The sequence below is a fragment of the Kitasatospora albolonga genome (assembly GCF_039535905.1).
Taxonomy (GTDB): Bacteria; Actinomycetota; Actinomycetes; order Streptomycetales; family Streptomycetaceae; genus Kitasatospora; species Kitasatospora albolonga.
The window spans coordinates 1-12,666 of record NZ_BAAAYB010000125.1; the positions used below are offsets into that span (position 1 = coordinate 1).

General features: G+C 68.5%; 9 protein-coding genes and 1 rRNA gene. All 10 read left to right on the forward strand.

Annotation, left to right across the window (positions count from 1 at the left end):
* Positions 1–1,126 (forward strand): type VII secretion integral membrane protein EccD (gene eccD, locus ABD946_RS30445; RefSeq protein ID WP_345288772.1); only part of this gene is annotated, 1,126 nt, incomplete at its 5' end.
* 150 nt (positions 1,127–1,276) lie between these two features.
* Entirely contained in the window at positions 1,277–1,567 is a 291-nt protein-coding gene (gene rpsO, locus ABD946_RS30450) for a 30S ribosomal protein S15 (RefSeq protein WP_345288773.1), read from the forward strand.
* Positions 1,568–1,992: 425 nt separating this feature from the next.
* On the forward strand, positions 1,993–4,203 hold the full coding sequence (locus ABD946_RS30455) for a polyribonucleotide nucleotidyltransferase (RefSeq protein ID WP_345288774.1): 2,211 nt from the start codon (positions 1,993–1,995) through the stop codon (positions 4,201–4,203).
* Positions 4,204–4,301: 98 nt separating this feature from the next.
* Positions 4,302–5,681 (forward strand): M16 family metallopeptidase, encoded by a 1,380-nt coding sequence (locus ABD946_RS30460; protein ID WP_380149487.1) that lies wholly within the window; start codon positions 4,302–4,304, stop codon positions 5,679–5,681.
* A 30-nt stretch (positions 5,682–5,711) separates the two neighbouring features.
* Positions 5,712–6,449, forward strand: coding sequence for a 4-hydroxy-tetrahydrodipicolinate reductase (dapB, locus tag ABD946_RS30465; RefSeq protein WP_345288776.1), 738 nt, complete (start codon positions 5,712–5,714; stop codon positions 6,447–6,449).
* A gap of 7 nt (positions 6,450–6,456) precedes the next feature.
* A complete protein-coding gene (locus tag ABD946_RS30470; protein WP_345288777.1) occupies positions 6,457–6,918 on the forward strand; it encodes a tetratricopeptide repeat protein in 462 nt (153 codons plus the stop codon).
* A complete protein-coding gene (gene thyX, locus ABD946_RS30475; RefSeq protein WP_345288778.1) occupies positions 6,915–7,637 on the forward strand; it encodes an FAD-dependent thymidylate synthase in 723 nt (240 codons plus the stop codon). Before ABD946_RS30470 ends, thyX begins: the two co-directional genes overlap by 4 nt.
* 238 nt (positions 7,638–7,875) lie before the next feature.
* Positions 7,876–8,775: a 4-hydroxy-tetrahydrodipicolinate synthase gene (gene dapA, locus ABD946_RS30480; RefSeq protein WP_345288779.1), complete on the forward strand. Its 900-nt coding sequence runs from the start codon at positions 7,876–7,878 to the stop codon at positions 8,773–8,775.
* Between the two features lie 172 nt (positions 8,776–8,947).
* Positions 8,948–10,633, forward strand: coding sequence for a ribonuclease J (locus ABD946_RS30485; protein ID WP_345288781.1), 1,686 nt, complete (start codon positions 8,948–8,950; stop codon positions 10,631–10,633).
* Between the two features lie 433 nt (positions 10,634–11,066).
* Positions 11,067–12,589 (forward strand): 16S ribosomal RNA (locus tag ABD946_RS30490).
* The last annotated feature ends 77 nt before the right edge of the window (positions 12,590–12,666 follow it).

Below are 12,666 nucleotides of genomic sequence, written 5' to 3' on the forward strand. Positions count from 1 at the left end.
CTTCTGGAGCCCGGAGCTGATGCGCTCCTTCGGCCTGATCGGGGCGGGCGTGCTGCTCACCCTGCTCGGCTTCGCGCTCTGGTTCGCCGACCTCCGGCACGACATGCACGGCCTGCCCGGGATCCTGGCCGGCGTCACCGCCGTGGTGCTGGTCGCCTTCGCCGGCGTCCGCGCCCGGGTGTACCAGGACCACGACGCCGCCCTCGCGCTCGGCCTCGGCGCCCTGCCGCACACCCTGATCGCCGGCAGCGGCATCGTCGCGGTGGCCACCGTCGGCGACGGCCCCGGCCGTCTCCAGCTGCTGGTCGGCTGCGTCGCCGTCCTGGTGGTCTCGGTCCTGTTGGTCGGCATGCTCCCGGAGAAGGACTCGGCCTTCGTGGCCTCCGCCTTCCTGGCCGCCTCCGGCACCCTGGCCTCCTTCGCCGCCGTCCTGCTCTCCGACACCCCCGCCACCGACATCGCCGCCGTCACCGGCGTCGCGGCCGTCGCGGCCGTCGGCTTCCTGCCCGCGCTCTCCGCCCGCTTCGCCCGCCTGCCCGTCGGCTTCAACGCCCCCGGCCAGACCCGCACCCGCGGCAGCTCCTACGCCGAGGAGGCCGCCGCCTCCGAGACCGTCCAGTACGAGCGGATCGCCCACCAGGCCCGCCGCGGCCACGAGGTGCTGGTCGGCCTGGTCGGCGGCTGCGCCGCCACCGTGATCGGTGCCTGCACCGTGCTCGGCTTCAGCGACCGGCAGTGGGGCGAGCTGCTGGCCCTGGCCATCGGCATCGCCACCATGCTGCGGGCCCGCCTGTTCCGCTACACCGGCCAGGTCTTCGCCCTCACCATCGCCGGCCTGATCAGCCTGGCGCTGCTGATCATCGGGCTCTCGCTGCACACCCCGCAGTTCATCCTCACCTCCACCACGTCCTCCTCGGTGGACCTGCGGACGGTCTGGCTCTCCGCCTCCATCGCGGCCGGCGCGGCCATCCTCACCGGCATCGCCCTGGTCGTCCCCCGCCTGGGCGTCTCCCCCTTCTGGGGCCGCATCCTGGACATGGTCGACGGCCTGACGCTGGTCGCCCTGGTCCCGCTCGCCCTGGCGGTCCTCGACGTCTACGGCCTGATCCGCGGCGCCACCGGCTGACCGCGACCCGCTGACGAGGCCCCACCGCGCCCGTCGTCACCCCTGCGGCAAGGGGCGGCGGCGGGCGCTGGTACTCTTGGTCAGTCCGAGTTCAGTCAGACCCCTGTGTCGTCTACCAAGGGTCACTCGGAAAACCTTGAAGGAGATGCCGTGGCTCTCGCCGCTGACGTCAAGAAGCAGATCTTCGCCGAGTTCGGCCAGAAGGAGGGCGACACCGGCTCTCCCGAGGTTCAGGTCGCGATGCTCTCCCGCCGGATCTCGGACCTGACCGAGCACCTCAAGTTCCACAAGCACGACCACCACTCGCGTCGTGGCCTGCTGATCCTGGTCGGCCAGCGCCGCCGCCTTCTCCAGTACCTGGCCAAGAAGGACATCGAGCGCTTCCGTACCCTGGTGGACCGCCTCGGCATCCGCCGCGGTGCCGCCGGCGGCGCCCGCTAAGACCGCTGCAAGGGGCGGCTCCCCGACACCGGGGAGCCGCCCCTCGCTGCATACCCGAACGAGAACGGCGCACCCCGCCGCACCGCACGCGTCCTAATGACGAGCTCGGTAGGGTGTGAATTTGTAAAGTGAGGGGCATGCCCGGTCATGGTGCCGACACGACGTCGGCCCGACCCAGGCAACAAACGCACTCACCCAGCGGGGAGAAGGGCCTCAAACGGAGGCCGCCCGCATCCGGAGGAGCGTCCAGACGCGACCGCCGACCAGGCCCGAGAGGCGCCGGTCCTCGGTAGTGGCCCCCGGGAGTCCCCACCGCGGGAAGCCCCGGAGGCTTCGATCGAAGACCGGCCCGAACTGCCCAGGGCCGCCGGCAGACAGCAGCGCTGACGCTCCTCCGGGAACGTACGAAAGAGGAGATCTTCCAGGTGGAAGAGAACGTGTTCTACGCCGAGGCCGTCATCGACAACGGCAGCTTCGGCACCCGCACCATCCGTTTCGAGACCGGCCGCCTGGCCCGTCAGGCCGCCGGCTCCGCCGTGGCCTACCTGGACGACGACACCATGGTGCTGTCGGCCACCAGCGCCTCCAAGCAGCCGAAGGAGCACTTCGACTTCTTCCCGCTGACGGTGGACGTCGAGGAGCGGATGTACGCCGCGGGCCGCATCCCCGGCTCGTTCTTCCGTCGTGAGGGCCGGCCCTCCGAGGACGCGATCCTCACCTGCCGCCTGATCGACCGCCCGCTGCGCCCGTCCTTCGTCAAGGGCCTGCGCAACGAGGTCCAGGTCGTCTGCACCGTCATGGCGCTCAACCCGGACCACCTGTACGACGTGGTGGCCATCAACGCCGCCTCGGCCTCCACCCAGCTCGCGGGCCTGCCGTTCTCCGGCCCGATCGGTGGCGTCCGCGTCGCGCTGATCAAGGGTCAGTGGGTGGCCTTCCCGACCCACTCCGAGCTCGAGGACGCCGTCTTCGACATGGTCGTGGCCGGCCGCACCCTGCCGGACGGCGACGTCGCGATCATGATGGTCGAGGCCGAGGCCACCACCAAGACCATCACCCTGGTGGGCGAGGGCGCCGAGGCTCCGACCGAGGAGGTCGTGGCCGCCGGTCTCGAGGCCGCCAAGCCGTTCATCAAGGTGCTCTGCGCCGCCCAGGCGAAGCTGGCCGCCCAGGCCGCCAAGCCCACCGGCGAGTTCCCGGTCTTCCTGGACTACCAGGACGACGTGCTGGCCGCCCTGACCACCGCCGTCAAGGGCGAGCTGGCCAAGGCGCTCACCATCGCCGGCAAGACCGAGCGCAACAACGAGATCGACCGCATCAAGGGCATCGCCGCCGAGAAGCTCCTGCCGGAGTTCGAGGGCCGCGAGAAGGAGATCGGCGCCGCCTACAACGCGCTGACCAAGAAGATCGTCCGCGAGCGCGTCATCACCGACAAGGTGCGCATCGACGGCCGCGGCGTCACGGACATCCGTACGCTGGCCGCCGAGGTCGAGGCGATCCCGCGCGTGCACGGCTCCGCCCTGTTCGAGCGCGGCGAGACCCAGATCCTGGGCGTCACCACGCTGAACATGCTCCGCATGGAGCAGCAGCTCGACACGCTCTCCCCGGAGACCCGTCGCCGCTACATGCACAACTACAACTTCCCGCCGTACTCGGTCGGCGAGACCGGCCGCGTCGGTTCGCCGAAGCGCCGCGAGATCGGCCACGGCGCGCTGGCCGAGCGGGCGATCCTGCCCGTGCTGCCGACCCGCGAGGAGTTCCCCTACGCGATCCGCCAGGTCTCCGAGGCGCTGAGCTCCAACGGCTCCACCTCGATGGGCTCGGTCTGCGCCTCGACCATGTCGCTGCTGAACGCGGGTGTCCCGCTGAAGGCCGCCGTGGCCGGCATCGCGATGGGCCTGATCTCGCAGGAGATCGACGGCGAGACCCACTACGTCACGCTGACCGACATCCTCGGTGCCGAGGACGCGTTCGGCGACATGGACTTCAAGGTCGCCGGTACCCGCAACTTCATCACCGCGCTGCAGCTGGACACCAAGCTCAACGGCATCCCGGCCTCCGTGCTGGCCGCCGCGCTGAAGCAGGCCAAGGACGCCCGCCTGCACATCCTGGACGTCATGAACGAGGCGATCGACGCCCCGGACGAGATGTCGCAGTACGCGCCGCGCATCATCACGATCAAGATCCCGGTGGACAAGATCGGTGAGGTCATCGGCCCCAAGGGCAAGATGATCAACCAGATCCAGGAGGACACCGGCGCCGAGATCACGATCGAGGACGACGGCACCATCTACATCGGTGCCAGCGACGGTCCGGCCGCCGAGGCCGCCCGCACCACGATCAACCAGATCGCCAACCCGACCATGCCGGAGGTCGGCGAGCGTTACCTGGGCACCGTGGTGAAGACCACGACCTTCGGTGCGTTCGTGTCGCTCATGCCGGGCAAGGACGGCCTGCTGCACATCTCGCAGATCCGCAAGCTCGCCGGTGGCAAGCGCGTGGAGAACGTCGAGGACGTGCTGGCCGTCGGCGCCAAGGTCCAGGTCGAGATCGCCGAGATCGACCCGCGCGGCAAGCTCTCGCTGATCCCGGTCGTCGAGGGCGAAGAGGGCGACGCCGCCCCCGCCGCCGAGTAGTAACGCTTAACCCAGGGGCGCGAGGAACCGCGCGACCAGCCGTGCACTATCCGCACTGGTTGGTCGGCCGCGCAGTTCCTCGCGCCCCTGGTTCGTGCATGGTTCCGACTGAGAGGTACTACCCCGTGGCCCAGGCCAGCGCGGCGCAGCAGCGCCCCGGCTCCACCCGGACCCTGCTCAAGGGCGTGGACGGCGCCGGCACCGTGCGCCGCACCGTCCTCCCCGGCGGTCTGCGGGTCGTCACCGAGACCCTCCCGACGGTCCGCTCCGCGACCTTCGGCATCTGGGTCGGCGTCGGCTCCCGGGACGAGACCCCGGCGCTGAACGGCGCCACCCACTACCTGGAGCACCTGCTCTTCAAGGGCACCGCCCGCCGCACCGCGCTGGAGATCTCCGCCGCGCTGGACGCGGTCGGCGGCGAGATGAACGCGTTCACCGCCAAGGAGAACACCTGCTACTACGCGCGGGTGCTCGACACCGACCTGCCGCTGGCCATCGACGTGGTCTGCGACATGCTCACCGGCTCGCTGATCCGGCCCGAGGACGTGGAGGCCGAGCGCGGCGTCATCCTCGAGGAGATGGCGATGGCCGAGGACGACCCGGGCGACGTGGTGCACGACCTGTTCGCCAAGGTGATCTACGGCGACACCCCGCTGGGCCGCCCGATCCTCGGCACCCAGGAGACGGTCACCAACCTGACCCGCGATCAGATCGCCGGGTTCTTCCACCGCCGCTACAAGCCCGAGCAGCTGGTGGTCGCCGCGGCCGGCAACCTCGACCACGCGACCGTGGTCCGGCAGGTCCGCAAGGCCTTCGCCCCGGTCCTGGCCCGCTCGGCCGGCCACCCCGCCGAGGTCCGCAAGGGCGTCCGCGCGCTGCGCACGGCCGGCAAGGTCGAGGTGCTCAACCGCCCGACCGAGCAGGCCCACCTGGTGCTGGGCGTGCCCGGCGTGCCGCGCCACGACGAGCGCCGCTGGGCCCTCGGGGTGCTCAACGCCGCGCTCGGCGGCGGGATGAGCTCGCGGCTGTTCCAGGAGGTCCGGGAGAAGCGCGGGCTGGCCTACTCGGTCTACTCGTACTCCTCCTCCTACGCCGACAGCGGCCTGTTCGGCATCTACGCCGGCTGCCAGCCCAAGCGGGTCGAGCAGGTGCTGGAGATCTGCCGCGAGGAGCTCGCCAAGGTGGTCGCCGAGGGCATCACCGAGGAGGAGCTGCGCCGCGCGATCGGCCAGATCTCCGGCTCCACCGTGCTCGGCATGGAGGACACCGGCTCGCTGATGAACCGGATCGGCAAGGCCGAGATCAGCTACGGCCAGCACCTGTCGGTCAGCGAGATGCTGGAGCGGATCGCCGCGGTCACCCTGGACGAGGTCCACGCGGTGGCCCGGGACGTGCTCGGCGCGCACCGGCCCTCGCTCGCACTGATCGGCCCGATCAACCAGAAGCGGGCCGACGCGCTCGCCGCCCTGCTCGCCTGACCATCCCGTTGGCCTGAGAGGACATCTGACATGACGTCTGTCGCCGTGATCGGCGCCACCGGCCGGATCGGCTCGGAGGCGGTCAAGGCCGTCACCGCCGCCCCGGACATGGAGCTGACCGCCGCGCTCAACCGCTCCTCCTCGCTGGAGGAGCTCAAGGGCGCCGAGGTCGCGGTCGAACTCACCCACCCCGACGCGGTGATGGCCAACCTGGAGCACTGCGTCCGCAACGGCATCCACGTGGTCACCGGCACCACCGGCTGGACCGAGGAGCGGCTGGCCACCCTGCGCGGCTGGCTGGCCGAGGCCCCCGGGGTCGGCGTGCTGATCGCCCCGAACTTCTCCATCGGCGCGGTGCTGTCGATGAAGTTCGCCCAGCAGGCGGCCAAGTACTTCGAGACCGTTGAGGTCGTCGAGCTGCACCACGACCACAAGGCGGACGCCCCCAGCGGCACCGCCACCCGCACGGCCCAGCTGATCGCCGCCGCCCGGGAGGAGGCCGGCCTGCCCCGGCAGTCCGACCCGACCACCCACGGCCTGCCCGGCGCCCGCGGCGCCGACGTGGACGGCGTCCCGGTGCACTCGGTCCGGCTGCGCGGCCTGCTGGCGCACCAGGAGGTGCTGCTCGGCGACACCGGCGAGACCCTGACGATCCGTCACGACTCGCTGCACCACAGCTGCTTCATGCCGGGCATCCTGCTCGGCGTGCGCAAGGTGGCCGAGCACCCGGGGCTGACCTTCGGCCTCGAGCACTTCATGGAGCTCTGAACACGGCATGACCTCCCGCACCGGCTTCTTCCTGCTCTCGGCGGCGCTGCTGCTGGTCTCGCTGATCTGCATGGGCGAGGGCGTCCAGCTGATCGCCACCGGCAAGCCGCTCGGCATCGGCCTCGGCGTCTGCGCCTTCGTCGTCCCGGCGATCGGGGTCTGGTTCCTGCGCCAGACCATGCGGTTCGGGAAGGCCAGCGAGCGGCTCGCCAAGGAGCTGGAGGCCGAGGGGGGCCTCCCGGTGGACGAGCTGCGCCGTACCGCCGGGGGGCGGATCGACCGGGCGTCGGCCGACGAGGTGTTCGCCCGCCGCAAGGCGGAGGCGGAGGCGGCACCGGGGGACTGGCGGGTGTTCTTCCGCCTGGCGGTGGCGTACGCGGACGCGGGTGACACGCCACGGGCCCGCAAGGCCATGCAGCACGCGATCAAGCTGCACGGGAGCAACGAACCGATTGGGAGCAAGAGTTGAGCAGCGAAGTGAAGTTCCGGGACGACGTGACGGTGCAGCTGGTGCGCAGCGCCGCCGCCGACTCGGACGTCATCTGGGCCGCCCGGGTCTCCACCGCGGGTGAGCAGTCGCTGGAGGCACTGGCCCAGGACCCGGAGAAGTCGGCCGGCCTGATCAACTTCCTGATGCGGGACCGCCACGGCACCCCCTTCGAGCACAACTCGATGACCTTCTTCATCAGCGCGCCGATCTTCGTCTTCCGCGAGTTCCACCGGCACCGCAGCGGCTGGTCGTACAACGAGGAGTCCGGCCGCTACCGCAACCTGGAGCCGGTCTTCTACGTGCCCGGCGCCGACCGCAAGCTGGTCCAGCAGGGCCGCCCGGGCCGGTACGAGTTCGTGGACGGCACTCCCGAGCAGCAGAGCCTGGTGAACGAGCGGATGGAGGAGGCCTACCGGGCCTCGTACACCGCCTACCAGGAGATGCTGGAGGCCGGCGTCGCCCGCGAGGTGGCCCGGGCCGTGCTGCCGGTCGGCCTGTTCTCCTCGATGTACGCCACCTGCAACGCCCGCTCGCTGATGCACTTCCTCTCGCTGCGGACCAAGAAGGAGAACGCCACCGTGCCGTCCTTCCCGCAGCGCGAGATCGAGATGGTCGCCGAGGGCATGGAGGCGGCGTGGGCCGAGCTCATGCCGCTCACCCATGCGGCCTTCGAGAAGCACGGCCGCGTGGCCCCCTGACCTGGGCCGACGGGCATAGGAGTGGCATGTCCGGCATGTCTGGATTGCGGTGATTCTGAGCGCTCCCTAGGCTCAGGTCACGGATTCCGGTGCTGCTCGAACCCCCGAGCGAGTAGCACCGGAATCCCATGCCGGGACCGGAACGGACGGCTGACGGGCCGTCAGTACCACGCCACACCTGTCCGAACCCTGGACCGCTCCGGATACCCCCGGGGTGCCTACGAGTAGTTTTGGACACATGGCTCCGACCTCCACCCCCCAGACGCCTTTCGGCCGGGTCCTGACCGCGATGGTCACCCCGTTCACCGCCGACGGCGCGCTCGACCTCGACGGCGCCCAGCGCCTCGCCACCCACCTGGTGGACTCCGGCAACGACGGCCTCGTGGTCAACGGCACCACCGGCGAGTCCCCCACCACCAGTGACGCGGAGAAGGCCCAGCTGGTCCGCGCCGTCGTGGAGGCGGTCGGTGACCGGGCGCACGTCGTCGCCGGGGTCGGCACCAACGACACCCACCACAGCGTCGAGCTGGCCCGCCAGGCCGAGGCCGCGGGCGCCCACGGCCTGCTGGTGGTCACGCCGTACTACAACAAGCCCCCACAGGAGGGCATCTACCGGCACAACGTGGCGATCGCCGACGCCACCGGACTGCCCGTGATGCTCTACGACATCCCCGGCCGCTCCGGCGTCGCGATCAGCACCGAGACCCTGGTCCGCCTCGGCGAGCACCCCCGGATCGTCGCCAACAAGGACGCCAAGGGCGACCTGGGCGAGGCCTCCTGGGCCATCGCCCGCTCCGGCCTCGCCTGGTACTCCGGCGACGACATCCTGAACCTGCCGCTGCTCTCGGTCGGTGCGGTCGGCATCGTCAGCGTGGTCGCCCACGTGGTGGCCGGCGAGCTGCGCGCCATGCTCGACGCCTTCCGCGAAGGCGACGTGGCGAAGGCCACCGCGATCCACCAGAGCCTGCTGCCGGTGTTCAGCGGTATGTTCCGCACTCAGGGCGTGATCCTCACCAAGGCCGCGCTCGACCTGCAGGGCCACCCGGCCGGGCCGCTCCGCCTGCCGCTGGTCTCCGCCACCGAGGAGGAGATCGCGCGGCTGAAGGAGGATCTCGCCGCCGGCGGGGTACACCTGTAAACGACAAGACGTGCGCGCCCCGGCTCGCCGGGCCTCCCGAGGCCTGCCGCTGGACCGGACCGAAGGCGCGAGGCATCAGACCTGGCAAGTAGGAAACCATCGAAGCACGCACGCCACGTGTCAGCAGGGGAGGACCCCCGGGGCATGTGGCGTGCGTCGTAAGGAGAGTCTTTTGAGCCACCCTCACCCCGACCTCGGCACGCCCCCGGCCCTCAAGCCCGGCGCCATCCGGATCACCCCGCTCGGCGGCCTCGGCGAGATCGGCCGCAACATGACCGTGCTGGAGCACGCGGGCCGGCTGCTGATCATCGACTGCGGCGTGCTCTTCCCCGAGGACGAGCAGCCCGGCGTCGACCTGATCCTGCCGGACTTCAGCTCCATCCGGGACCGCCTCGACAAGATCGACGGCATCGTCCTGACGCACGGTCACGAGGACCACATCGGTGCCGTCCCGTACCTGCTCCGGGAGAACCCCGACATCCCGCTGATCGGCTCCAAGCTGACCCTCGCGCTGATCGAGGCCAAGCTCGCCGAGCACCGGATCCGCCCGTACGTCCTGGAGGTCAAGGAGGGCGACCGCGAGCGGATCGGCCCCTTCGACTGCGAGTTCATCGCGGTCAACCACTCCATCCCGGACGCCCTGGCCGTCGCCGTCCGCACCCCGGCCGGCATGGTCGTCGCCACCGGTGACTTCAAGATGGACCAGCTCCCGCTGGACGGCCGCCTCACCGACCTCCCGGCCTTCGCCAAGCTGGCCGAGGAGGGCATGGACCTGCTGCTGGTGGACTCCACCAACGCCGAGGTCCCCGGCTTCATCCCGCACGAGCGCGACATCTCCGCGGCGCTGCGCAACGTCTTCGCCAGCGCGGAGAAGCGCATCATCGTGGCCTCCTTCGCCAGCCACGTGCACCGCATCCAGCAGGTGCTGGACGCCGCGCACGAGCACAAGCGCAAGGTCGCCTTCGTCGGCCGCTCGATGGTCCGCAACATGGGCATCGCCCGTGACCTCGGCTACCTCAAGGTGCCGGGCAACATGATCGTCGACGTGAAGACCCTGGACGACCTGCCGGACAAGGACGTCGTCCTGGTCTGCACCGGCTCCCAGGGCGAGCCGATGGCGGCGCTGTCCCGGATGGCCAACCGCGACCACCAGATCCGGATCGTCGAGGGCGACACCGTCATCCTCGCCTCCTCGCTGATCCCGGGGAACGAGACCGCGATCTACCGCGTCATCAACGGCCTGACCCGCTGGGGCGCCAACGTCGTCCACAAGGGCAACGCCAAGGTGCACGTCTCCGGCCACGCCTCGGCCGGCGAGCTCCTGTACTTCTTCAACATCTGCAAGCCGAAGAACCTGATGCCGGTCCACGGCGAGTGGCGCCACCTGCGCGCCTGCGCCGACCTCGGCATCAAGACCGGCGTCCCGAAGAACCGCACCGTGATCGCCGAGGACGGCGTCGTGGTCGACCTCGAGAACGGCGTCGCCAAGATCGTCGGCAAGGTGCAGGCCGGCTACGTGTACGTCGACGGTTCGTCGGTCGGCGACATCACCGAGGCCTCGCTGAAGGACCGTCGGATCCTCGGCGAGGAGGGCTTCATCTCGGTCTTCGTGGTGGTCGACTCCAACAGCGGCAAGATGGTGAGCGGCCCGACCATCCAGGCCCGCGGCTCCGGCATCGACGACGGCGCCTTCGCCCCCGTGGTGGCCCGCCTCCAGGAGGCCCTGGAGAAGTCGGCCGGCGACGGGGTCCTGGAGGTCCGCCAGGTCCAGCAGCTGGTCCGCCGCACCATCGGCAAGTGGGTGGCGGACAACTACCGCCGCCGTCCGATGATCGTTCCGGTGGTCGTGGAGGTCTAGACCTCTCGGTTTGACTTGGGGCAGCCCGGTGCGTAACGTTCTCCGGGTTGCCCCAAGCGGCCGAAAGAACTTCTCCGAGTGAAATCGGGAAGGAAAAACGGCCCGAAGAACTCTGGTAGAGTTCGGGAGCGCCGAAAGGCGAAGAGCGAAATCGGAAAGCGAAACTCCGGGAAATCGGAGCGGAAGACATCTGATAAGCTCGAAACACGAACGAAGTGCCCGGAGGGCCCGCTGGAAGGCGGACCGAAGGAAGCCACCGTTCCTTGAGAACTCAACAGCGTGCCAAAAGTCAACGCCAGATATGTTGACATCCCCGGCCTCACCTTCTGGTGGGGTTGGAGATTCCTTTAAAGTAAGATACTAGCGAGGACGCAGTGCGCAGGATCACCCTATTCCGGTGGTTGCTGTGCCGCTCTTCCGAGGTGCGAAAGCATTCACGGAGAGTTTGATCCTGGCTCAGGACGAACGCTGGCGGCGTGCTTAACACATGCAAGTCGAACGGTGAAGCCCTTCGGGGTGGATCAGTGGCGAACGGGTGAGTAACACGTGGGAAATCTGCCCTGCACTCTGGGACAAGCCCGGGAAACTGGGTCTAATACCGGATATGACCTTCTTCCGCATGGTTGAAGGTGGAAAGCTCCGGCGGTGCATGATGATCCCGCGGCCTATCAGCTTGTTGGTGGGGTAATGGCCTACCAAGGCGACGACGGGTAGCCGGCCTGAGAGGGCGACCGGCCACACTGGGACTGAGACACGGCCCAGACTCCTACGGGAGGCAGCAGTGGGGAATATTGCACAATGGGCGAAAGCCTGATGCAGCGACGCCGCGTGAGGGATGACGGCCTTCGGGTTGTAAACCTCTTTCAGCAGGGAAGAAGCGCAAGTGACGGTACCTGCAGAAGAAGCACCGGCTAACTACGTGCCAGCAGCCGCGGTAATACGTAGGGTGCGAGCGTTGTCCGGAATTATTGGGCGTAAAGAGCTCGTAGGCGGCTTGTCACGTCGGGTGTGAAAGCCCGGGGCTTAACCCCGGGTCTGCATTCGATACGGGCAGGCTTGAGTGTGGTAGGGGAGATCGGAATTCCTGGTGTAGCGGTGAAATGCGCAGATATCAGGAGGAACACCGGTGGCGAAGGCGGATCTCTGGGCCATTACTGACGCTGAGGAGCGAAAGCGTGGGGAGCGAACAGGATTAGATACCCTGGTAGTCCACGCCGTAAACGTTGGGAACTAGGTGTTGGCGACATTCCACGTCGTCGGTGCCGCAGCTAACGCATTAAGTTCCCCGCCTGGGGAGTACGGCCGCAAGGCTAAAACTCAAAGGAATTGACGGGGGCCCGCACAAGCAGCGGAGCATGTGGCTTAATTCGACGCAACGCGAAGAACCTTACCAAGGCTTGACATATGCCGGAAACGTCCAGAGATGGGCGCCCCCTTGTGGTCGGTATACAGGTGGTGCATGGTTGTCGTCAGCTCGTGTCGTGAGATGTTGGGTTAAGTCCCGCAACGAGCGCAACCCTTGTTCTGTGTTGCCAGCATGCCTTTCGGGGTGATGGGGACTCACAGGAGACTGCCGGGGTCAACTCGGAGGAAGGTGGGGGACGACGTCAAATCATCATGCCCCTTATGTCTTGGGCTGCACACGTGCTACAATGGTCGGTACAAAGGGCTGCGATGCCGCGAGGCGGAGCGAATCCCAAAAAGCCGGCCTCAGTTCGGATTGGGGTCTGCAACTCGACCCCATGAAGTTGGAGTTGCTAGTAATCGCAGATCAGCATGCTGCGGTGAATACGTTCCCGGGCCTTGTACACACCGCCCGTCACGTCACGAAAGTCGGTAACACCCGAAGCCGGTGGCCTAACCCTTGGGAGGGAGCCGTCGAAGGTGGGACCAGCGATTGGGACGAAGTCGTAACAAGGTAGCCGTACCGGAAGGTGCGGCTGGATCACCTCCTTTCTAAGGAGCACATAGCCGGATGTGAGCGAATGTCTCACACGGTTGCTCATGGGTGGAACGTTGACTATTCGGCACAC